The sequence below is a fragment of the Streptococcus caballi DSM 19004 genome (assembly GCF_000379985.1).
Taxonomy (GTDB): Bacteria; Bacillota; Bacilli; order Lactobacillales; family Streptococcaceae; genus Streptococcus; species Streptococcus caballi.
This window is the reverse complement of the sequence record NZ_KB904062.1, coordinates 212,950-235,067: the sequence shown is the minus strand read 5'-3', so window position 1 is coordinate 235,067 and position 22,118 is coordinate 212,950. Positions and strand designations below refer to the sequence as shown.

22 protein-coding genes, 1 tRNA gene and 4 pseudogenes are annotated in these 22,118 nt (G+C 42.5%); 11 read left to right on the top strand and 16 right to left on the bottom strand.

Annotated features, from left to right (window positions below; genetic code table 11):
• Nucleotides 1-17: 17 nt before the first annotated feature.
• The 7 genes and pseudogenes from A3GS_RS11270 to A3GS_RS0101140 form a co-directional block, all read right to left on the bottom strand.
• A pseudogene (locus A3GS_RS11270) lies at nucleotides 18-1,197 on the bottom strand (IS110 family RNA-guided transposase).
• A 463-nt stretch (nucleotides 1,198-1,660) separates the two neighbouring features.
• Complete coding sequence (locus tag A3GS_RS12840) at nucleotides 1,661-1,810, bottom strand: hypothetical protein (RefSeq protein ID WP_169333410.1); 150 nt, start codon at nucleotides 1,808-1,810, stop codon at nucleotides 1,661-1,663.
• Between the two features lie 53 nt (nucleotides 1,811-1,863).
• Nucleotides 1,864-2,217 (bottom strand): annotated as a pseudogene (locus A3GS_RS11265) (DUF554 family protein); the annotation flags it as partial.
• On the bottom strand, nucleotides 2,196-2,351 hold the full coding sequence (locus A3GS_RS12610; protein WP_018363595.1) for a hypothetical protein: 156 nt from the start codon (nucleotides 2,349-2,351) through the stop codon (nucleotides 2,196-2,198). The gene A3GS_RS12610 and the pseudogene A3GS_RS11265, both read right to left, overlap by 22 nt.
• Before the next feature lie 93 nt (nucleotides 2,352-2,444).
• Nucleotides 2,445-3,086: a DUF421 domain-containing protein gene (locus tag A3GS_RS0101150; protein ID WP_018363594.1), complete on the bottom strand. Its 642-nt coding sequence runs from the start codon at nucleotides 3,084-3,086 to the stop codon at nucleotides 2,445-2,447.
• A gap of 3 nt (nucleotides 3,087-3,089) precedes the next feature.
• Nucleotides 3,090-3,539, bottom strand: coding sequence for a DUF3290 domain-containing protein (locus A3GS_RS0101145; RefSeq protein WP_018363593.1), 450 nt, complete (start codon nucleotides 3,537-3,539; stop codon nucleotides 3,090-3,092).
• 142 nt (nucleotides 3,540-3,681) lie between these two features.
• Nucleotides 3,682-4,338: an FMN-dependent NADH-azoreductase gene (locus tag A3GS_RS0101140; RefSeq protein WP_018363592.1), complete on the bottom strand. Its 657-nt coding sequence runs from the start codon at nucleotides 4,336-4,338 to the stop codon at nucleotides 3,682-3,684.
• Nucleotides 4,339-4,422: 84 nt separating this feature from the next.
• Here A3GS_RS0101140 and A3GS_RS0101135 point away from each other — a divergent pair, with 84 nt between their 5' ends.
• On the top strand, nucleotides 4,423-5,361 hold the full coding sequence (locus tag A3GS_RS0101135) for a helix-turn-helix transcriptional regulator (protein ID WP_018363591.1): 939 nt from the start codon (nucleotides 4,423-4,425) through the stop codon (nucleotides 5,359-5,361).
• 52 nt (nucleotides 5,362-5,413) lie between these two features.
• On the opposite strand, the gene A3GS_RS0101130 is transcribed toward A3GS_RS0101135, so the two are convergent.
• The 5 genes from A3GS_RS0101130 to A3GS_RS0101110 all read right to left on the bottom strand — a co-directional run bounded on the left by A3GS_RS0101130 (nucleotide 5,414) and on the right by A3GS_RS0101110 (nucleotide 9,559).
• On the bottom strand, nucleotides 5,414-6,175 hold the full coding sequence (locus tag A3GS_RS0101130; RefSeq protein ID WP_018363590.1) for a nuclear transport factor 2 family protein: 762 nt from the start codon (nucleotides 6,173-6,175) through the stop codon (nucleotides 5,414-5,416).
• Between the two features lie 278 nt (nucleotides 6,176-6,453).
• Nucleotides 6,454-7,197: a protein-ADP-ribose hydrolase gene (locus A3GS_RS0101125; protein ID WP_018363589.1), complete on the bottom strand. Its 744-nt coding sequence runs from the start codon at nucleotides 7,195-7,197 to the stop codon at nucleotides 6,454-6,456.
• The gene (locus tag A3GS_RS0101120; RefSeq protein WP_018363588.1) at nucleotides 7,188-8,021 is read right to left on the bottom strand and encodes an SIR2 family NAD-dependent protein deacylase; all 834 of its coding nucleotides are present in this window, start codon (nucleotides 8,019-8,021) and stop codon (nucleotides 7,188-7,190) included. The genes A3GS_RS0101125 and A3GS_RS0101120 overlap by 10 nt, the downstream gene beginning before the upstream one ends.
• 9 nt (nucleotides 8,022-8,030) lie before the next feature.
• Nucleotides 8,031-8,471 (bottom strand): pyridoxamine 5'-phosphate oxidase family protein, encoded by a 441-nt coding sequence (locus A3GS_RS0101115; RefSeq protein WP_018363587.1) that lies wholly within the window; start codon nucleotides 8,469-8,471, stop codon nucleotides 8,031-8,033.
• A gap of 224 nt (nucleotides 8,472-8,695) precedes the next feature.
• Nucleotides 8,696-9,559 (bottom strand): IS982 family transposase, encoded by an 864-nt coding sequence (locus A3GS_RS0101110; RefSeq protein WP_026216217.1) that lies wholly within the window; start codon nucleotides 9,557-9,559, stop codon nucleotides 8,696-8,698.
• A gap of 134 nt (nucleotides 9,560-9,693) precedes the next feature.
• Here A3GS_RS0101110 and A3GS_RS0101105 point away from each other — a divergent pair, with 134 nt between their 5' ends.
• Nucleotides 9,694-10,023, top strand: coding sequence for a winged helix-turn-helix transcriptional regulator (locus A3GS_RS0101105; protein ID WP_018363585.1), 330 nt, complete (start codon nucleotides 9,694-9,696; stop codon nucleotides 10,021-10,023).
• Nucleotides 10,024-10,464: 441 nt separating this feature from the next.
• Here A3GS_RS0101105 and A3GS_RS0101095 read toward each other — a convergent pair whose 3' ends face one another.
• The 3 genes from A3GS_RS0101095 to yghU form a co-directional block, all read right to left on the bottom strand.
• Entirely contained in the window at nucleotides 10,465-10,707 is a 243-nt protein-coding gene (locus tag A3GS_RS0101095; RefSeq protein ID WP_018363583.1) for a type B 50S ribosomal protein L31, read from the bottom strand.
• Nucleotides 10,708-10,832: 125 nt separating this feature from the next.
• The gene (locus A3GS_RS0101090) at nucleotides 10,833-11,765 is read right to left on the bottom strand and encodes a DHH family phosphoesterase (protein ID WP_018363582.1); all 933 of its coding nucleotides are present in this window, start codon (nucleotides 11,763-11,765) and stop codon (nucleotides 10,833-10,835) included.
• A 210-nt stretch (nucleotides 11,766-11,975) separates the two neighbouring features.
• Entirely contained in the window at nucleotides 11,976-12,776 is an 801-nt protein-coding gene (gene yghU / locus A3GS_RS0101085) for a glutathione-dependent disulfide-bond oxidoreductase (RefSeq protein WP_018363581.1), read from the bottom strand.
• 429 nt (nucleotides 12,777-13,205) lie between these two features.
• On the opposite strand from yghU, the gene add reads away from it, so the two are divergent.
• The 9 genes and pseudogenes from add (at nucleotide 13,206) to A3GS_RS0101030 (ending at nucleotide 20,677) form a co-directional block, all read left to right on the top strand.
• Nucleotides 13,206-14,225: an adenosine deaminase gene (add, locus tag A3GS_RS0101080; protein ID WP_018363580.1), complete on the top strand. Its 1,020-nt coding sequence runs from the start codon at nucleotides 13,206-13,208 to the stop codon at nucleotides 14,223-14,225.
• Nucleotides 14,226-14,266: 41 nt separating this feature from the next.
• Nucleotides 14,267-14,710 (top strand): flavodoxin, encoded by a 444-nt coding sequence (locus tag A3GS_RS0101075; protein WP_018363579.1) that lies wholly within the window; start codon nucleotides 14,267-14,269, stop codon nucleotides 14,708-14,710.
• A gap of 191 nt (nucleotides 14,711-14,901) precedes the next feature.
• Nucleotides 14,902-16,282 (top strand): annotated as a pseudogene (gene sufB / locus A3GS_RS11260) (Fe-S cluster assembly protein SufB).
• Nucleotides 16,283-16,337: 55 nt separating this feature from the next.
• Nucleotides 16,338-17,018, top strand: a complete 681-nt coding sequence (locus A3GS_RS0101055; protein ID WP_018363578.1) for a TVP38/TMEM64 family protein — start codon at nucleotides 16,338-16,340, stop codon at nucleotides 17,016-17,018.
• A gap of 7 nt (nucleotides 17,019-17,025) precedes the next feature.
• Nucleotides 17,026-17,292 (top strand): chorismate mutase, encoded by a 267-nt coding sequence (locus A3GS_RS0101050; RefSeq protein WP_018363577.1) that lies wholly within the window; start codon nucleotides 17,026-17,028, stop codon nucleotides 17,290-17,292.
• A 14-nt stretch (nucleotides 17,293-17,306) separates the two neighbouring features.
• Entirely contained in the window at nucleotides 17,307-18,527 is a 1,221-nt protein-coding gene (locus tag A3GS_RS0101045) for a voltage-gated chloride channel family protein (protein WP_018363576.1), read from the top strand.
• Nucleotides 18,528-18,661: 134 nt separating this feature from the next.
• On the top strand, nucleotides 18,662-19,009 hold the full coding sequence (gene rplS / locus A3GS_RS0101040; protein WP_018363575.1) for a 50S ribosomal protein L19: 348 nt from the start codon (nucleotides 18,662-18,664) through the stop codon (nucleotides 19,007-19,009).
• Between the two features lie 49 nt (nucleotides 19,010-19,058).
• Nucleotides 19,059-19,130 (top strand) — tRNA-Arg (locus A3GS_RS0101035).
• Nucleotides 19,131-19,462: 332 nt separating this feature from the next.
• Complete coding sequence (locus A3GS_RS0101030; RefSeq protein WP_018363574.1) at nucleotides 19,463-20,677, top strand: FtsW/RodA/SpoVE family cell cycle protein; 1,215 nt, start codon at nucleotides 19,463-19,465, stop codon at nucleotides 20,675-20,677.
• Nucleotides 20,678-20,729: 52 nt separating this feature from the next.
• Here A3GS_RS0101030 and A3GS_RS12140 read toward each other — a convergent pair.
• Nucleotides 20,730-22,081: pseudogene (locus A3GS_RS12140) on the bottom strand (IS3 family transposase).
• Between the last annotated feature and the right edge of the window lie 37 nt (nucleotides 22,082-22,118).

Genomic DNA, 22,118 nt, shown 5'->3' with positions numbered 1-22,118 from the left:
ATATGGCATAAACAATTTTACTGATTTTTGGTAGACGCATAATCGTAAAGGTTGTTATGCATTATGAGGTAATATATTGTTCTGATAAGACGATGTATGAAGGCAATCGTATGTGGCTTGGTTGAAGTCGTTTGCGATTGCCTTTTTCGTTTNTCATAAAAGTCTGCGAATGGCACGGCTTGGTGTGGCTAGCTGAAGCGATATTGTGAATGCACTTGAACAAAATTTTTCTAGCATAAGGATTCCCACGCTTGGTAATGTGCTTCTTAGCGAGGAAGTTACCGGATTCATAGTGTCTCAGGTCAATACCGATAAAGGCATTGATTTGATTGGCAGACTGAAAACGGCGAATGTCACCGAGTTCGCGAATAACACTTGTTGCAGTCGTCTCAGCGATACCAGGAATAGAAAGCAGAATGTCATACTCTGGCAATGGCTGAGCGAGATCCACCATTTTGTCTAAGACTGTTTGTCTCTGTTCAGAAAGTCTAAGCAATTCTTGTGCATAGTAACACACCTCTTCTAGTATTGGAGAGTTCTTCGTGACGGCGCAATAAGACTGGTTAGCTAGTACTGTCAGCTTCTCAGCTAAGTAAGCCACACGCTTGTCAGAGATGCGTTTTGAGATAGTTCAATATGGTTCAAATCTAGCACAAAGCCCTTGCAGGGAAAAGCAGTGACTAAGTTCCAGTATTGTTCCCCAGTTGGTACCGACAAGATAGTCTCCAACTCTGGAAAAGTGACTTGTAAGACCTTGTGTAACCTGTTTTTAGCACGGACAATATCCTCAGTCAGATTCTGATAAAAGCGGCTTAAATCACGCAGATGTTGATAGACTTCTTCTTGGATGTAAGTCGGTTTACGATTCAGTACAAACTGAGATTGAGCCAGTTTTTCAGCGTCAATCTTATCTGTTTTACGCACACGCAAGCTATCCAGTTGTTTCTTAGCTTCTAAGGGATTAAGTCGTGTGTAAGCATAGCCATTATCTTCTAGAAAAGCTTGGAGACGGCGAGAATAAACGCCAGTCGCCTCGAAGACAAACTCTGGCTTGTGGACGGTTTTCAAATCGCCAAGTAGCCGAGCAAAGCCAGTGGCATCATTGGGCATGGTATAGCCATGAACCTTCTCGCCGTTGACTAGAATGGCCACTTCTGAACTTACCTTACTCACATCAATCCCGAAAACTGTACGCATGATATTGCCTCTTTGTCTTGAATGATTCCTTGTTTTAGTGATGTCATTTTCAATACGCGACGTCTGGCGTCCCACATACTTTGATAACATTCTTCCTAAAACAGGTGTCTTGCCAGTTTTTATTGCGACGTCTGGCGTCAAAAAGTCCCACGACTTAACAAGACACCTCTACTTTATCATCTTGAGAATGAAAAAAGTAGCGAGTACTCTCTCCCGTCGGAGATTTCTTCACTACTAATCTTAGTATGTTTTATAGTATTTTAGTACGAGGCAACGAGCTGCAACCATCTTGTTGAGTCTCCTGACTGTTCAAGGCTGGAGATGAGACTTGCGATAGCAAGTCGCTTAAGCCAAATACAACAAAGCAAGTTAAACAATCCAGTGAAGTGTTTGAAGTTGGAAATAAGGAAACGGAGTTTCCTCTTACGTCGAAGTAATAAAAGAAAAACTGACTGACTATTATCTATCCTTCCTTGCTCGGAATGACTGGCAATAGGATATAAGGTCTTTCATCAGCTTCTGAGTGTAGGGTTGTTGTCCCCGAAAATTCTTTTCGTTTCATACCCATTTGATGGGTGTACATGGCATTGCCAGACCATACTTTGAAAATCAAAAACAGACAGAAAATTTCTGCCTGTCAGAACGAAAGATAGTAGCCTCTTGTTTTCACAACAAGGGTAAAATGATATCGGTCCAAAGCCAACTGCACGGAAGGATTAACAACATGGTAGGAATCCTGGCTGCGGAAGGAAAGAGTTTGATATTAGCCATACAAAATCCTGTTGCCAACATCAAAAATCCTCCGCAGGCCTTAAAGTCCGCTATCATATCAGGAGTAGTCAGTGGAAGAATGAACTTCGCTAACAAAAATAGACTAGAAAAGATGACAAATTGGGGCAGGGCGATAGTTGAGACCACAAAGCCAAGATTGGCCGCAAAAATAGTTGCAGAAAACATATCTAGGATTGACTTGGAAATCAACAGACTGGAATCTCCTGTCATTCCTGCTTCAAGCCGTCCACGTCCACATCAACGTAAGCAGGTTGCAAATTTCTCCCTTTGACCGTATCCTTCACAATCTCCTTCCACATAGCATCAGACTGTGCCAAAGGCTCTTGATACAAATTCAAAATCCCTTCATTTCCAAGAGCCATTTTAGTTTCAATCAGAGCCTCTTTCACTTGAGCAAATGGCAGAGCGGGAGGATGCTCTGCCAGCCCAAAAGCTAGTTCCTGTCCTACTTATACCTACTCCCTGCCGTCCTCCACATAAGGTGTCATGTAAACCTGCCCATCAAGGTATTCTGCGAGGAAAACATCTTTGAGTTGATAGCCTTCCCGTTCCAGTTGTTTTTGCAACCAGTTCTGATTTTTACTAATTAAGTCCAAGACATCTTCGTTGACATGGGCATTACTAATAAGAGGAAACTTGGGATTCTGAGAATGCTTGTCCAAAATTGTCAAGCTACCATTTGGCTCCATAATAGCACTTTTAATATCTCTGGTCGATTGCAGACCTGCCATGCGGATATGGAGCATGAGTTGGTCTGCAGACAAGCCCACTCGCGTACAATTTTCCACATTGACCCGACCGTTCTTGATGAGTAAGACGGGATTGCCAACCACCAAGGACTTAATCCACTTCTGATTGATCAGCAGTTTGACGACAATGACCACCAAGGACCAGATGAGGAGGACGATGATAAAGGTCAGCAGGGAAATGGAGCTGTTGTAAATAACCCCGCCGATAATCCCACCGAGGACATAGTTTTGGATTTGATTGAGCGGCGTATTGACCGAAAACTCATACTTGCCCAAAATATTGATTTGCAAAATCATGACGAAAATCCCCAAGATAAACTTTGTGGCTACCAAGACATACATATCCATCTTTTACTTCTCCCCGTTGATATAAACATTATGGTCAATGACGTGCGTGCGGACCAAGGTGTAGGAATTGTTGTCACTATTGAGGTGGACTGTATAATTTTCTCCCTTGTAGCGGACAATAATCCCACTTTTTAAGGTCGTCGAATTAACATAGACCTCTTTTTCCGATACGTCATTATCAATGGCTACGCTTTTGATAAACTGCGTCAGCACTTGCGACTGGGTAAAATCTTGATTAGTTTGCATATAATCTTCAACCTGGATGCCCAAGATGATAAACATGAGAATAACGATGCCGATACTGATGTCCCGCAGCCGTGTATTGAGACGATTTCTCAAGTAGTAGAGCCCCGTGGCGATAGCTACCACCAGCAAGATAATCAAGGCCACAGACCGCAAGACCAAATTAAAGGATTGGTGTTGTATGATGTAGTCTAAATCATAGAAATTCATGATGGTTCATACCCTTTCCAGTATATGATTTTTTTCATTATAGCATACTTTTACCAAGGGAAAAAGGAGTCGTGCTCTCCCATTTTTCTACTGACAAGAACAAAAAACGAGGACCATTTGCCTCGTTTTCCTATCTCTTACTTTATTTTGTTTCTTTCGTGAAGAAAACTTCCAAAATACGATCAACTTCTGCTTGGGCAGTCGTAAAGATTTGTTCTTTATCTGCACCTAGTAGATCGGTACCTTGAGCACGAGCAACATAGAACTTGTCAAAAGCCATGATATTTTCAAACATTTCTCTCAGATAGTTGGTTGAAAATTCCAAAGGTGTGTAGCGATCTTGATTAGTATAGATTGAGCCACTAGACTGTAAGTAAAGAACCTTATAGTCATCTGTCATCAAGCCTACTGAACCTGACTCCGTATAGCGATAAACTTCACGTGCAATCATCACATTATCTAAATAATCTTTCAATCTGGCAGTGATATTGAAGTTATGAAGTGGTGATGAAATGATAATGCGGTGATGATCCTTGAACTGCTTCAACAGAGCTGTGGAACGCTCAAAAATCGCCTGTTCTTCTGCAGTTAAATCAATGCAAGCCGCATTTTTACGATAGATTTCATAGGTGGTTTCATTGATTTGTGGAATCGTTTCCTCATAGAGATTTAACACTGTCACTTCTGTTTCTGAGAAGCGTTGTTGCAGCTGTCTTACAGTGTAATCTTCCAGACGAGTCGAATTGTGCTGACGATTTTTGTAATCAGGGTGGGCATTGATCACTAATGTTTTGTACATTGTGGTTCCTCCATTTTTTTGATAAACTAAGTATAACATCAAAAGGTGCCAATTTATGACACCTTTTTAGAAAGAAGATGACGATTGTCAAAACAAGCTCGAATCAATCAAGAATTACTCTATCTAAAGGATAAAAAATATTTTCAACTCAGGGAACTGATGGAAGTCTTTCACATCTCAAAGCGAACTGCCCTGCGAGATATCCAAGAATTAGAAAAAATGGGACTGGCTCTCTATACAGAAAATGGACGAGGCGGCGGCTATCGGATACTACCTCAGAACTTTCTCATTCCTATACATATTTCTCATAAGGAGCTAGCCGCCATTTTTTATGCCTTAAAGGCACTGGAAAAGATTGTCACAACTCCCTTTGACTATTATTATCCAGCCATTATCCCAAAATTGCAAAGCAATCTCACGCCTGAACAAGCTCAAACGGTGGAGCAGACCCTAGCCGTTATTGACTACTACAATGTATCTGCCATCAATAGCCCCACCTTTCTGCCTGCCGTATTAAAGGCCATATTGGATGAAGCTGTAGTCACCATCCATTATACGCAACATCAGGACAAGTGGCTGACCCTCCAATTTTATGACCTCTTCTACCGAGAAGGTGTTTGGTTTAGTCATGGCTATCAGGTAGAAACTAAGACTTGGGCTATTTTTCGGTGCGACTACATCCAGTCCCTCTCCATCAAGGAAGACAGAAAAGGAAAAACTAGAGACAACTTGAAACTATCCTTGGAAGAACATGAACGACAGTTTCGCTCCATCCCATTCCGTTGCAGACTCACGCCTTTCGGTAAGGAACTATTTCACAAAAATCATTACGAGGACATGTCGCTCACAGAAGAAAACCAGCAGATTTTTTTAGATGGCTATTATAATCCGAAAGAACTACATTATCTCACCCATTACCTCATCGAATTTGGCAAACATATTTATGTCGAAAGTCCCAAAGAACTACAAGCAGCCTATTTACAAGAACTGGATGAAATCCGAAACCACTATCCCTCATCGTGAAGGAATGGATATAAAAAATCAGAAGTCTCAAACTTCTGATTTTTACTTTCCATCAAAACTTCCCTAAGTTCGTCAAGTCTTTTTTGTCTGGCATGACTTCCTTGTTGTCCCAGTGCTCGACAATCTTGCCGTCTTTGAGGCGGTAGATATCAAAGTGGGCGTAGTTCTGACCTGCGATCCAAACTTTCGAATAAGCCACGACGTAATCCCCCTGTCCCATCACCTTGAAGACAAAGTCGTAGTTGACTTGGTTATCTACAAGATAGTCCTTATAGGCTGCACCGCCTTGAGCGATATCTTGGTTGTGCTGAATAAGATCAGCTGCCACATAGTCCTCAAACTTGTCGATTTCCCCATTTTGAAGGACATCGACCAAGAACCGACGGACGATTTTCTTGTTGTCCTCAGTCTTATCTAGGTCAGTCAGCTCAAAGTCTGCGTAAATGGGGTCAAAGTCACCAATGGTTTTTGGATAGGCATCGATAACATCCCAATGCTCAACGATATGACCATTTTCATCCGAACGGAAGATGTCCGCCGTTACCCACTCAGACTCACCGTCATTGAGTTTTTGATGGACATGGACAAAGACGAAATTCCCGTCCTCAATAGCACGCACAATGGTGATTTCCCGCTTAGGATTGCGCTTGAAAAAGTCCTCAAAGAAAGCCGCAAAACCTTCTTTCTCATCAGGCACACCCGTACTGTGCTGGGTGTAAGTAGCTCCCATATAGTTTTCATGAACTTCCTTGATTTCCCCGTCGCGAATGCCACGGAGGTAGAGGTTTTTAGCGTTTTCGAGTTGATTTGACATGATTTTCTCCTAGTCTTTATTATTGTGATAGTTGTTCTTTTTGATTAAAAAGGTATGGCTTGCGAACTCTTCCTCCATCGTAATCAGCTGAATCACCATGCTGGCAACGACGGGATAACGACAGAGAATTTGATTGGCTCCACAGGCCCTCTTTTCTTGTATTCTGGTACAAAATTAGCATAAGGAACCTTATCTGGCAAGTCCTTTGCTCAAAAAGGCTCTAAAACAGAAAGCGTGCTGATACTTAAACGCTTAGATGCCTGCAACAATACGAGTCACTAGCAGACAAGCAATTGCTGATAAATCGCTAAATCTTCATCTTTAAAGACGTTAAAAACAATCTTTAATTGTGGATGTTCCTCGACAAAAGCACGCACTGTTTTGACCGCAATTTCTGCTGCCAACTGATTGGGAAAGCGAAATTCTCCCGTACTGATACAGCAAAAGGCCAGACTTTCCAGTTTGTGTGCAAGGGCCAATTCTAAGCAGGATTGATAGCAAGAGGCCAACAGGCCCTCATCTATGGGACTGACGTCATTCTGAATAATAGGCCCAACCGTGTGAATCACATAGTTGGCTGGAAGATTGTAGCCTAAAGTTATTTTTGCCTGACCGGTTTTCTCCAAGTGTCCTTGTTCTGTCATTAACCGATGACAAGCCAGTCTCAGCTGTAAACCAGCCTGAGAGTGGATGGCATTATCAATACAGGCATGGTTTGGAATAAAGCAGCCCAACATCTGGCTGTTCGCCGCATTGACGATTCCATCTACTTCCAGTGTTGTGATGTCTCCCTGCCAGAGATAAAGATGGTCAGATACAGGTTTTAAATCTTCCAGTTTGGTGATACCTTTAGCGCGCAGCTGATCTTGCAGATAGCGGTCTTGTTTTTGGTAAAAAGCCGAGCTAAACTCCTGCGGCTCTTGAACAGCCAGCAGTCCGCGAAAAAGCTTATCCTTATCAATACCTTCTGGAATCGTGACATCTGGCGCTAATTCCGCAATCAATTCATCCACTAGAGCCATGAATCCAATACCTCCTCTATCGTCCTTGTTATTGTCAACGTCTTATCTTTATTTTCCTCAAAGCCTTGTAAGTCTGTCTGATTAAATCGAATCAATCTGGCCCAAGGCAGATGATAGGTCAGCTGCTCAAATGGAAAACGAATGATGGTTGGGGTGTTATAGCCGACTCCCAACTCTAACAAGACGACCTTTTTCCCTTCTAACTGTCGCAAAAAGTTGCTATAATTTTCTTGTTGCTGGTACCAAGTCTCATCCTGTACAAAGCTGTCATCAACCCTCAGGTGACGTGTCATCGGTGCTCCGCAAGCAGGACAAGCCGGAAGGAGCTGAATGGGAATTTCCAGCTTATCCCCTGAAGCTGCCAGCATGGCCATGATTTGGTCTTGATTGTCATAGACAAGCGGCCTGCAGGGAACCGAACACTGAAATTCTCCGTAATTCCCCTGAACTTCAAAGAAACGCTGCTGATCAAAACCAGCTTTCATAAATTGACTGTCTACATTTGTTGTAATGACAAAATAATCCTTATCCTTCACCAGCTGAAATAGTTTCCGATAAAGAGGCAGACCAGTATCTTCATAGCGATTATGATAAATGTGCTTTGCCCAGTAAGCCCACTCTGCCTCTGCTGTCGGATAGGGATAAAAGGCGGCGCTATACATATCTGTCAAACCATATTTATCGATAAATGGAGCAAATTTCTGCTTAAATCGCTTACCAGAATAGGTTAAGCCAGCAGCAGATGAAAGCCCAGCACCTGCCCCGATTAACAAGACATCGGCTGACTGAATGGCCGCCCAAGCAGCCTGAACTGTCTTTTCCATAAATATCTCCTAGGATGAAATGATAAAACTATCCGTATTTGGAGGGAGAACTGTCAAATCGTAGAATTCGCCACGCGCTTCTGCAAAAGCAAAAACCTCCAAGACCTGACGGCTCTCTTTGGTCGGGTAAATATCAGACATGTAGGGGTTTTTCTCAAGAAGTATGTCCAATTTTTCCTTTCCAAGATAGCGGATAGGCCCTGTTAGAGAAATCATTTTTCGCTCCATGGTGTTTTTGCCTTGTGTCAGTCCAGTCACTGAGATAAATGGCCTTTCCCGCAACTGCTTGTAAAAAGGCTTGGTATTGGCGGTTAAAAAATAAACCGTCTGACCATCCTGATACATCATATCAATGACACGGCTGGCAGGATGTCCCTGAGCATCGACAGTTGCCACAACTACGGAATGAATATCCTCTACCAAAACAGCTAAATAATCTGATGTTTGCATCTTTCTTCTCCTTTTAATTTTGAAGATTGTCCTACACTGAAGAATCATGATGACGGCTATCCGCCTTACCCTCACTAGTTTATCACCTGAAGTTTCTTTTGGAAAGTAAGCACTTTTTTGAAACCTAATTACCTAAAAGTATCTTTTGTTGATTTTACTGGCTTTTCTAAGAAAAAATTTTTCATATTTTGCACAATTTAGAAAAATAAACTATACCCATGGTGCTAGTTAATTTCAAAATAGCGTAAGTTATGAGCTAGAATAATTTGTTCAAGTCGTAACTGTAGTCCGGCTAGCCCTCTAGCTAATGTATGTTCGATGTCAAAGAGACGACACAGTTCAGAGAAACGTGTTTCAATAGTTCGTCTCATGGCCATCACTTTCCAATTGTTATGTTCTTCAGCTCCTACCATGTTTTGTCGAAGTGGCGTCCATAGATGGTAACCTTCTTGTTCTAAGTCCTTCTTGAGTTCACTGCTCAGGTAGCCTAAATCACCTAGGATAACCGATTGCTTACCTCCCTCCAATAGCTCATAAACCACCTTGATATCGTGGACAGAGGCTGGTGTGACAACATAGTTCAGAATATAACCTGATAAGGTCACCAACATATGAACCTTGAAACCGTAGAACCATAAGTGTTTAGAGGCGTTGTAGCCAATATCGGCTAATCCTTTAAAAATGGTAGTTCTGTGATTGCGAACAGGTTGGCAAAGTGGCAAAGGAAAACTATCTATAATGACAATGTCATCGGGATTAATCATATCATTCAGGGCTTTTCGGATAAGTTGGACTAACCAAATTAATTGTCTCGACCGTCGATTAAATCGACTTCTCTCGAGTAATTGACCACACGGAAAGAGGTGGCAGATGGTGTAGAAATGGCGTTGTGATGTCATGCCTAGTTCAGCTTGTAACAAAAGCAAGACAAGGAGCGATTCATCTGAAACTTTGGCTAAACCAACATTACGCCGATGTTTGAAGGAATCTGGGCAATAATTTTGGTAGAAGTGATGGCAAATTTGTGATAATTGGCGTAAATTCCATTGCAAATGATGAGATTTAACGGTATACTGTAAGTGGCTCATTTGGACTAACCTCCTGTATGTTTCGTCACTTACAGTATAGTCCATTTGGGCTTTTTATTGTATTTTGAAATTAACTAGCAACATGAGTAAACTATAATTTTATACAGTTACCAAAAGATACTAAAGGAGATAAAATGACTGCTAAAAAGATGCTACCAGCTTGCCCAGTTGAAACGACACTCAGCCTAATGGGCAATAAGTGGAAGGTGCTCATTTTACGCGACTTATTAAATGGCAGCATGAGATTTGGAGAGCTCAAAAAATCAATTGGTACGGTGAGCCAGAAAGTACTCACCAGCCAGCTTCGTGAAATGGAAGCGCAGGGGTTGGTCAACCGAAAGGTCTATGCAGAAGTCCCGCCGCGGGTTGAATACTCTCTGACTAAAACTGGACTTAGTCTGAAGCCCATTATTGACTCCATGTGGGATTGGGGAATGGATTACAAAGAAAAGCATGAAGGTTGAGGTTCATTTAAGCCTGTTAACTTCAGAATATGGCGCTCCGGATGCATCTATAAATCAAAAGATGCCAATTTATGGCTCCTTTTTTAGAAAGAAGCTTAATATTCTCAAAACAAGCTAGAATGAATCAAGATTACTCTGTATTATTAAAAAATAAAAAACACTTTATAAATTCCGTACGCAAAAGTGTTGTCTTTTCTATTTTTATAACAATCAACACTATCAAGAGGAGCATAACGACCTTGTCGCACTTGAAGTGAGAAAAAAGCCATTGGTTAATCTTTTATTATTTATCTATTCACTTGACAGGGATCAGTTTGATCTGATTTTCTCTTACGCTTAGCTATAAGCTAATCCACTGTAGTTGACAATGAAACAAAAAAGCCATTCCTGTTTGTTGGGAATGGCTTAAAATCAATGTTTTTGCTGATTTTTTGTGATTTCTTACTTGAGACCGTATTTTTTGTTGAAACGATCCACGCGTCCGTCTGCTTGAGTGAATTTTTGACGTCCTGTGTAGAATGGGTGTGAATCTGATGAAATTTCCACACGGATAAGTGGATAAGTTTCACCTTCAAATTCTACAGTTTCTTTAGATGGTTTTGTTGAACCACTAAGAAATTGGTAACCAGTAGTTGTATCCATGAATACGACTGGACGATAGTCTGGATGAATGTCTTTTCTCATTGTTAAAATGTTTCCTTTCTGCCATGGTACTGTCCGCACCATAGTTATTTTTAACTATTCTAGTTTATCAAAAGCTTCTAGTTTTGACAAGACTTTTACACCATTTTTTGTCTTATATGGAGAACTTATTTGAGCAAATCTTTGATTTCTTGGTAAATTTGGTCGTTTTCTTCTAGGCTGTAGGAATTGGCTCCGCTGGCTAGAGGGTGCCCACCACCGTCATGGCGTTTGGCGATGTCATTGATGACAGCCGTTTTGCTGCGCAGGCGAACACGGTAGTGACCGTCTGGCTGTTCCACAAAGATAGCCCATGATTCAACGATGTCAATTTTTCCTGGTGTGCCAACGATAGCAGATGTTTCGGCATCGGTGACCTCGTATTTTTTCATGTTTTCCTGAGTCAGAATGACACGCGCAGCCCCACTTTCATCGACTTCAAGATTATCAAAGACGAAGCCTTGAAGTTTAGCAATTTTGAAGGAGAAGCTGTCCATTTGGCGGGCCATACTAGAGAAGTCAAAGTCGTACTCACGCAGTTTACTGGCAATGGCCATGGTCTTGCTGGTAGTCGCAGGATAGAGGAAGCGACCAGTATCGCCCACGATGCCATTATAAAGCAGGCGGGCAGCTTCGTTTGAAAGTTCCAGACCAGTGGTCAGGGCGAAATCTGTTACGATTTCGCTGGCGCTGGAAGCCGCCGTGTCCACATGAACAATATCGCCGTATACGTCGTCGTTGGGATGGTGGTCAATCTTGATGAGGAAGTCACCTCTAGTATAGCGGCTGTCATCAATCCGTGGCGTGTTGGCTGTGTCAGTTACGATGACCAAAGATCCCTCAAAATCGCTATCTGCGACCTCGTCCATAGTGGTAATCCAAGTCAGAGTTGGCTCATTGAATCCTGTCGCCAGCACTTTCTTTTGAGGAAAATTGTGCTTGATAACCTCCTTGAGTCCAACTTGAGAACCTAAAGCATCTGGGTCAGGCCTCATGTGGCGATGAATGATAATGGTATCGTAGGTTTTAATTTTTTCTAAAATCTGTTCAAATATTGTCATAATTGTCTTTCTTAAACTTTTTCTCCATTAAAGCATGAAAGAGCCCATCTAGCTGATAGACTGATTCATATATTCAGTCAGCTTATCTTTTTTTATTTCCTTAACTCGGTTTGCAATAGGTCTGCATCTTTTGAGACATTAATCGCTTTAGTCGACAGCAACAAAGTCAATTGGCTAGTAAGTACTAGAATCAAGCTAAATGAGTCTATTTCAAAGGCTATTATTGATAGGTTTGTAGTTGGCTTCCAATCCGCGTTTGACGGCAGAGCGTTTGGCAATTTTTTCTGTCCAAGCCTGCAAGTTCTTATATTCCTTGACATTAAGGAATATGCCTGCCCGATCCCAGATTTTGTCCTGCGCCAGTCGACCATACCAAGACCAAATAGCAATATCAGCTATGCTATATTCCGCCCCAGCGATATAAGGCTTGCTTGCCAATTCCTTGTCCAAGAGGTCAAGTTGGCGCTTGGCTTCCATAGCAAAGCGGTTTATGGCGTACTCAATCTTTTCTGGCGCATAGTGGAAGAAGTGACCAAAGCCACCACCTAAGAAGGGAGCTGCGCCTGTTTGCCAGAAGAGCCAGTTGAGGACTTCAGTACGCTCAGCAGAATCAGTCGGAATGAGTTTGCCGAATTTCTCCGCCAGGTAGAGTAGGATATTAGCTGACTCAAAAACGCGAATGTCCGTGTCACCTGACTGGTCAAGCAGGGCAGGAATTTTAGAGTTCGGATTGATGGCGACGAAGTCTGAACCAAATTGGTCTCCATCTCCGATAGCAATCTTATAGAGGTCATAATCTGCCTCAGTCACGCCAAGTTCTTTTAGTTCTTCAAACATAATGGTCGCCTTGATGCCATTTGGTGTTCCCAGTGAATAAAGTTGGAAAGGCTTATCCCCACGAGGTAACTTTTGTTCAAAACGAGCGCCCGCTGTTGGTTGATTAAGCCCGCCCCAAGCACCGCCCATGCTGGTAGGGCTTTCCCATACTTTAGGAAGTTGGTAGTCTGACATTTTGTGTCCTCCTCTATATTGTGTCTTTTCTAGGTCTTATCCTAGCAAAAATGGCAAAGAATTTCAAAGATGTGCTACGATGATGCCTAATCAGTGTCCCGCTTGCTGCTGACAATGATTTTCAAACCTGCGGCAAGCCCTCAAAATTTTTAACGGTCATTAGTCAACTGCTAGCAGATTGTCAGAAGATTTGACAGACAGAAGCAGACTTAGCCCAGCTCCCTAACGGGTATTGCCAAGTAAACTAGTCATTAGGCGAGGGTAATACAAAGGTTTACCGATTAAAAAGTTTTATCAGTAGCGCAGCTGCGCTTAATGAAAGGGAGAAAAGGTTGAGGTTGGGCTTAATGTTCGTTTTTTTAGAAGATTTTGTCTTGAATTCTTGAGATTTTATGTTAAGATAGTAAAAATACTTTGAAGGAGAATATTGTGGACAAATCATTGTTGAAAAATCTAGCTAAAACCGAACTACATTGTCATTTGGACGGTTCGCTTTCTATGGAGGCTATCCGCAAGCTGGCTGATATGGCTGGCATTGCGCTTCCAGAGACTGATAGGGAGCTGAAAGCAATCGTTACCGCCCCTGACCATGTCGAAAACCTTATGGATTATCTCAAGACCTTTGACTTTGTCCGCCCGCTCTTGCAGACCAAGGAAGCCTTGACTTTAGCTGCCTATGATGTGGCATCTCAGGCTGCGGCCGAGGAAGTGATCTACACGGAGATTCGCTTTGCGCCCGAACTTTCCATGGACGGGGCTTTGACTGCGACAGAGACAGTTGAGGCCGTTCTCGCTGGCTTGCAGCAGGCAGAAGCAGACTTTGGTCTTGTGGCTAAGCTTCTAGTCTGTGGCATGCGTCAGTCTGATCCTGCGGTAACTCGAGACATCTTGTCACATGTTGCTGACCTAGCGCCTCAAGGTCTGGTAGGCTTTGACTTTGCGGGTGACGAGCATGGTTTTCCGCCTGCGGCAATAGCTGAGCTGATTGAACAAGTTCAGGCGACTGGCTATCCCATGACCCTCCATGCTGGTGAGTGCGGCTGCTCAAACCATATCGCAGATACTCTTGCTATGGGCATCAAGCGTTTGGGGCACGTCACAGCCATCCATAATCAACCTGATCTTATCAAAGAATTTGTCAAACAAGGTGCGACAGCCGAGCTCTGTCTGACTAGTAATCTACAAACCAAGGCAGCCCCAAGTCTAGCAGACTTTCCCTATCTGGAATTAAAAGAAGCTGGTGTCAACATCACCATAAATACGGACAACAGAACGGTATCTGACACGAATTTGACCAAGGAATACGGACACTTTGTGGATTATTTTGATACAAGCGTAGCTGAGTTTTTGGCCTATAATCAAAATGCCATTCGTGCTTCCTTCACTAGCGAGTCTCAAAAAGCGCAGCTATTGTCCCAAATTGACAAATTATATGCACCATTCCTGTAAAAATGTGGTAAAATAATAGTAATTTATCTTTGGAGGATATTATGGCTTTAGTGAAGATTGTCTATGCCAGCATGACAGGGAATACTGAAGAGATTGCTGATATTGTTGGAAATAAGTTAGAAGAATTAGGCCACACAGTAGATATTGACGAGTGTACGACGGTGGATGCAGCTGATTTTGAGGATGCTGATGTTGCTATTGTAGCGACCTACACTTATGGTGATGGGGAGTTGCCTGATGAAATCGTTGATTTCTATGAAGACTTGGCTGATGTGAACTTGTCAGGAAAAATCTATGGTGTCGTTGGTTCAGGCGATACTTTCTATGATTATTTTTGCCAATCAGTTGATGAGTTTGAGAACCAATTTGCTTTGACAGGGGCTACCAAGGGTGCTGATTCGGTCAAGGTTGACTTGGCAGCAGAAGATGAAGACATTGAAAATCTTGAAAACTTTGCTGAACAAATCTCAGCGAAAGTCGGATAATCAAAGTAGAAGGAGAGTGGTAGTGGCCACTCTTTTTTCTAGTCTTGATAAGTGAAAAAGACGCTAAAAGGAGTATCATAGGACTGACGACATGACTCTATAAAGATTTTGGTTTGTGAGACAAGATTAATTAGCATAAACTTCTGCCAGCGACATTCTGAGAGTTAATCAGATCCAATGCCTAGAAAGAGGTGAAATATGGTTGCAATAGAGATTACGATTTTGGTTTTCACGATGATGTCAAGCCTTTATACACGACGGGTAAGGGGCACAGACTGAGGAGATTGTCCGCAAGATTTCTGAGGTTAAAAATGAGCCACAGTGGATGTTGGATTATCGCCTGCACTCACTGGAACTTTTCCACAACCCCCCTTCCCTGATTGGGGATCGGATTTGTCGGGCATCAATTTTGATGATGTCATTTATTACTAACGCTATGCAGGGGATAAGGTGCGGAGCTGGGATGATGTGCCAGACAGTATCAAGGCAACCTTAGAATGTTTGGAAATTCCAGAGGCAGAGCGTCATTACCTGTCGGAAGCTGTTGCTCAGTACGAAGCTGAAGTAGTCTGCCACAAGATGAAGAAGGAATTTCAAAAACAAGGCATCGTCTTTACTGACACTGATACGGCAATACAAAAATACCCTGATCTGGTCAAGGAATACTTCGGTACCCTGGTATCTAACGCAGAGCAAATTTGCGGTGCTCAACGGAGCCGTTTAGTCTGGCGGCACCTTTATCTATGTACCTAAGGTGGTGCATTGTGATATTCTTGTGCAAACTTACTTCCGCATCAATGGTGAAAACGCTGGACAGTTTGAACGCAGCTTGATTATAGTGGACGAAGGATTCTCCATCCAGTACATTGAAGGGGCTTGTACAGCACCTAGCTACTCTTCCAACAGCCTGCCCGTAGCGACCGTAGAGATTTTTGTCAAACGCGATGCTTATTTCCTCTATACAACCATGCAAAATTGGTCTGATAATGTTTATAATCTTGTGACCGAGCACGGTGTGGTGGATGAGAATGGCACGTTAGAGTGGATTGATGGGAATCTGGGCAGCAAGGCCAATATGAAGAAATACCCTTGTTCTATTTTACGTGGAGCTCTCGCCCGCCCAACTGTTCTCTTCATGGCTTTTGCTAACTATAGTCAAGATGGGCTGCAAGGTCTTCCATAATGCTCCCTATACCTTATCAGCCTTGATTTTTAAGTCAGTTGCCAAGGATGGTGGTAAGACTGATTATCGTGGTCAAGTTAAATTCGGCAAGAATTCCCAAGTCTCATATCGCGTGCGATACCATCCTCATGGATGACTTATCCAGCTCAGACACTATTCCTTTCAATGAAATCCATAATTCTTATGTGTTGCTGGAACATGAAGTCAAGGTTTCTAAGGCGTCTGAAGACCAGCTTTACTACATGATGAGCCGAGGTATTGCAGAGGAAGAGGCCACAGCCATGATTGTCAATGGATTCATGGAGCCCATCACCAAGGAATTACCAATGGAGTATGCGGTTGAAATGAATGCTCTCATCAATGTGAGTATGGAAGGCTCCATCGTCTGATGTCAGATATTATCCGCCTTGAAAAGCGTCGTAGATTTCTTTATAATGTAGGAGTATGAAAAAACGACATCTTAGGTATAGAGACTTGCGCAAAATTTTGGTAGGATTGGGCCTGTTGGTGCTTGTCCTTTCAATAGGCATTTATCTGCACAGCCATCGGGAATTGATTGGAGATTTACTGGAATCTGAAAAGAAACTAGTAGATGTGACTGGTCAGCTGAGAAAACGGACACCACTGAATTTTTTGATTTTGATGCTCTTAACGTCCTCTATGGCCGCGGTGCCCTTTATGTCCAATGCTCCTTTTGCTGTTTTTAATGGAGTGGTTTACGGTCCCTTGATAGGTTTCTTGATGAATTTGACCAGCAATGTCTTAGGTAATTTTCTTTTTATCAAGGTTATTGAAAGAATTGACATGGGTGATCACGACAGTAAGCTTAAGGGACACTTGGATGAATTGCGGAGCTACCAAAATCGGGATTTGGGTCTGATCTTTGGTTATATGCTTCCCATTTTTCCGACGGTTGTGCTCAACTATGCTATTGCTGAGATGAAAATTCCTTGGCGCAACTGGCTGATTTGTGCCAGCCTAGGCGTTTTACCGACCAGCCTCATCTATGCCCTAGGCGGCGATGCTATTATCGCTGGAAATGTTAAGCGTCTCTTGATCTTGTTAAGTATTGTTGTACTAGCCTATCTACTTGTGATGCTGTTCAAAAAAAGAAAAAAGGAATAGAATAAAGATGGATTTAAACCTCATTCGTCAGGATATTGATGCCTTGGATAAAGAATTGGTGGCGCTGCTGGAAAAACGCATGGACTTGGTTACTCGGGTCACGGCCTTTAAGAAAGAAACGGGAAAACCGATCTTAGATACGGCGCGTGAAGAAGCAGTGCTGGCAAAAGTTGCCAGCCGCGTTGTCAACAAAGACTTTGAAGATACCATTGTCAACACCTTTGCGGACATCATGAAGAACTCCCGTGATTACCAGCAGTCCAAGTTGAATTGAGAGAGAGTGCCGGCATGAATTTAAAAAATATTAAAGAGAGCACAAGACCCTCTTCTCTTGTTTATGTACAGCTGGTTTTCTCAGCTATCTTGGTAGGGCTGGCTGTCGGGGTCGTTGATACCATTTTTGGTCGGACACTTTTGTGGCTGGGAGATGTGAGAAGTCAGTATTTTCCTTACCTGATTCCTTTTTTGGGGCTAGCCGGTTTGGTGATTGTTTATCTTTATCAGCGATTTGGTGGGAAGGCCAGTCAAGGCATGGGCTTGGTCTTCAAGGTTGGTCATGAGGAAGATGACGAGATTCCTCTGCGCCTCATTCCGCTGGTAACCCTGACAACCTGGTTGACTCATTTATTTGGTGGTAGTGCTGGCAGAGAAGGTGTTGCGGTTCAGCTAGGTGCTGCCCTTTCTCATCATCTCAGTCGCTATATCAAGGTGCCCAATAAATCCCAGATTTTCTTGCTGACAGGGATGGCAGCTGGTTTTGCAGGACTATTTCAAACACCCATAGCAGCTGTATTCTTTGCTCTTGAAGTCCTTGTTCTAGGCAATCTAAATCTAGTAGCTCTGCTGCCTGCGGTGCTAGCTTCCTTTGTTGCTAGCTGGACCTCGCACGCCTTGGGACTGGAAAAATTCTCCTACCTTGTCTCGACATATCTCACTATGGATGCTGTGACTTTTTCCAAAATGGCAGTGCTGGGTTTGATTTTTGGTCTGGTCGGGTCACTCTTTGCTTCTTTTTTGGCCTATGCCAAACAAAAGGCCACACTGGTCAAAAATCCCTACTACCGTATTTTGGCAGGAAGTCTTGTTTTAAGCGCGATTTTCTTCCTGCTCTTTAAAGGGCGTTATTCTGGTTTGGGAACTAACCTGATTGATGCGGCTTTTGGCGGACAGCCTATTTTTGCTTACGATTGGCTTTTTAAACTGATTTTGACTGTTCTGACACTTTGTCTAGGCTTCCAAGGCGGTGAGGTAACGCCACTCTTTGCTACTGGGGCGTCTCTGGGAGCCTTCTTGGCAGGCTATTTTGGTTTACCAGCAGAGCTGGTGGCTGCAGCGGGCTACATCAGTGTCTTTGGTGCGGCGACCAACACCCTCCTAGCCCCTATTTTCATCGGAGGAGAGGTCTTCGGCTTTGCCAACACCCCTTACTTTTTCATAGCGGTGGTTTTTGCTTATTTGGTTAATTGCAGAGCTTCTATCTATGCAGGGCAAAAAATCCGCGAAAATTGAAAATATTGTTAGCTTTGACTTTACAGCGCCAGCCATTTTTGATAAAATGTTAAAAGTGTGTAATGGACACACGAAAATAACCGCTAATCCGCTGGGACAAGCACCTTATGATTAGTAAGATAGGAGAAAAATAAATGAATCCATTAATCCAAAGTTTGACTGAAGGTCAACTTCGTACTGACATCCCATCATTCCGCCCTGGTGACACTGTCCGCGTTCACGCGAAAGTTGTTGAAGGTACTCGTGAACGTATTCAGGTCTTTGAAGGTGTGGTTATTTCACGCAAAGGTCAAGGGATCTCAGAAATGTACACAGTTCGTAAAATTTCAAGCGGTATCGGTGTAGAACGTACTTTCCCAATCCACACTCCACGTGTTGATAAGATTGAAGTAATTCGCTACGGTAAAGTCCGCCGTGCTAAACTTTACTACTTGCGTGCCTTGCAAGGTAAAGCTGCACGTATCAAAGAAATCCGCAAATAATTTGATTATTTCGGTAAAGGATCTGTCCTCGTGGCAGATTTTTTCATAAGACCCCTTAGTTCAATGGATATAACAACTCCCTCCTAAGGAGTAATTGCTGGTTCGATTCCGGCAGGGGTCATGGTAAACAGCTTCTGAGCCTTGGTTTTCAAGGCTTTTTTTGGTTACTAGCTAATAACATCTCCAAATCGTGACAGTTGAAAATACCTTAAGACTGATAGAATGAATGCTTACAGCATCATGAATTCTTAGCTTGTTTTCGCAAGTCATTTTCATCAGAAAGCACCCCAAATCTTAGATTTTTTGTCTACCTTTCGGGGTACTTTTATTTTTCATGAGCTTGTATTTATTGGGAATTATTGGAAACAATTTCAGAATAAAGTCTGTTTATTTTTGGTTCAGTCAAGTCAAAACGTGGTATAATATTTTCTATCAGAAATTAAAGGATATGTTATGGCGAAAAAGAGATATTCAATTGATAACAGGATTGATTATTCAATAATTCTACCTGTTTTTTTTCTACTCCTGATAGGATTGGCAGCACTTTATGTCGCGACCTTGCATGATTATGCATCTAGTTTGGGCACTGTCATGATACAGCAGGTGGCTTGGATTGTTTTGGGAGTGATAGTTGCCTTTGTTGTTATGCTTTTCAATACAGAGTTTTTATGGAAATTGACGCCCTATCTCTATGGATTAGGGCTATCCTTGATGATATTGCCTTTGGTTTTTTACAGTCCAGAATTAGTTGCTTCGACAGGCGCCAAAAACTGGGTGACCATTGGTTCAGTGACCCTTTTTCAGCCGTCAGAATTTATGAAAATCTCTTATATTTTGATGTTGGCTAGAATCACGGTTTCCTTCCAACAAGGGAAAGATCGTGAGATGCTTCAAGATGATTGGAAGTTGCTGGGTTGGTATTTTCTTGTAACGCTGCCTGTTATGCTTTTTCTGGGACTACAGAAGGATTTGGGAACGGCTTTGGTCTTTCTGGCCATTCTAGCAGGGATGATCGTCGTTGCGGGAATTTCTTGGTGGATTATCTTGCCAGTTGTCTTGGTCGCAGGTTTGAGTCTAGGAATCTTCCTGTTTATCTTTTCTACCGATCAGGGGAAGACTTTCCTCCATCAGCTTGGAATGGATACTTATCAGATTAACCGGATTGCTGCTTGGCTAGATCCTTTTAGTTATGCCAAAACGATCGCTTACCAGCAGACGCAGGGCATGATTTCGATTGGGACAGGTGGCTTGACAGGGAAAGGTTTTAATCAATTGGATTTGTCAGTTCCGGTCAGAGAAAGTGACATGATTTTCACTGTCATTGCTGAAAATTTCGGTTTTATTGGTAGCGCAGCAATTTTGATGCTGTATTTGCTTTTAATCTACCGTATGTTGCGCGTGACTTTTCTGTTCAATAATCGTTTTTATACCTTTATTTCAATAGGCTTTATCATGATGATCCTCTTTCATATTTTTGAAAATATCGGTGCGGCTATAGGAATTTTACCGTTGACTGGCATCCCCTTGCCTTTTATTTCCAAGGGTGGTAGTTCCTTGATTTCTAACTTGATAGGTGTGGGCTTGATATTATCCATGGCTTACCAACGTGAAAAGGCTAATGAGCTAAAGATAAACGCCAAAATGAGTCGCCGCCGCAAGTATAACTAATAGATAAAAGAACTGCTGGATGTACTGACCCCGAAAAGTTAGACCAAAAATATTAGTGAAAGGATTTAGTTCTGTATTGAACAGGACTAAGTCCTTTTAGTTTTGCTTTAATGCGTTTATTGTTGTAGTAAAAAATATAATCAGTGATAGCTTGCTCTAGTTGATCCAGAGACTTGAAAGTCTTCTCAAAGCCATAAAACATCTCTGTTTTCAAGATACCAAAGAAGGATTCCATCATGCCGTTATCCGTGCTTGTCCCTTTTCTAGACATAGATGGACGTATGCCTTTGCTGTCAAGAAAATGATGGTAGGCCTCATGCTGGTACTGCCAACCTTGGTCACTATGGAGGATGGTATTTGGGTAAGCTGCTTCAGGAAAGGACTTCTCAAGCATGGACTTGACCTGCATGAGGTTGGGAGAGCGGGACAAGGTAAAATCAATAATTTCGCTATTATAGCCATCCAGAACAGGCGACAGATAGAGTTTTTCAGAGCCATTTGGCAGAGCGAACTCCGTCACATCTGTATAGCACTTCTCAAAAGGTTTCGCCCCCTCGAAGCTGCTGTTAATCAGATTAGGAGCTTTCTTGCCCACGTCCCCTTTATAGGACTTGTATTTCTTACGCTTACGGATGCGAGCTGACAAGCCTAGCAACTGCATCAGGCGCTGCACCTTTTTATGATTGATAACATAGCCACGGTTGCGCAACTCCAGGTAAACTCTTCGATAGCCATAATTGCCCTTGTGTTCCCCAAAGATAGCTTGGATATCCGCTTTTAGTGCTTTGTCTTTGTCCTCTTTAGCCAGTTGTTTGAGCTGGTAATAGTAGGTGGCACGAGCTAACTTAGCTATTACTAGAAGGAGGTCTAGTCGGAATCCTCTATCAGCCAATTCTCTAACGATTTGAGCCTTTCGCGCGCTAAGGCTTCGTCCCTTAAACGAAGCTCTTTCAACTTTTTTAGGTAAGCTACCTCAGTGCGTAAGCGTTCATTTTCCTCCTGAAGTCTCCCCAACTCCGTCATCTCTTCTCAGGTCTTCTTTGGTTGACGCCCCATTTTTGGTGGCCTCCCTCTTGTTTTCTCAACAATAGTATACCCGTTTTTCTTGTATTGTGCTATCCAGTTTGGAAGAGTTCCACGATTTGGCAAGGTATAGGCAAGTGAGACGGAGAGAGCTGACTGCTTATCAAGAAGTACTTTGTCAATCATTTCCTGCTTGAGTTTTGGAGAATAATAGGTGTTCTTTCCTTTCTTGACAATGTTTATTCCATACCTATCGATCAGTCGAAGCATATATTGGATAACAGATTCTGCAATATTAAACTGTTTTGACAAGGACTTGATAGACTGACCACTTTGACGTAGTTCATAAATCTTGATTTTATCTTCATAGCTCAATTTCATAAAAATAACACCCCAAAAGTTAGATTTTTTCTGTCTA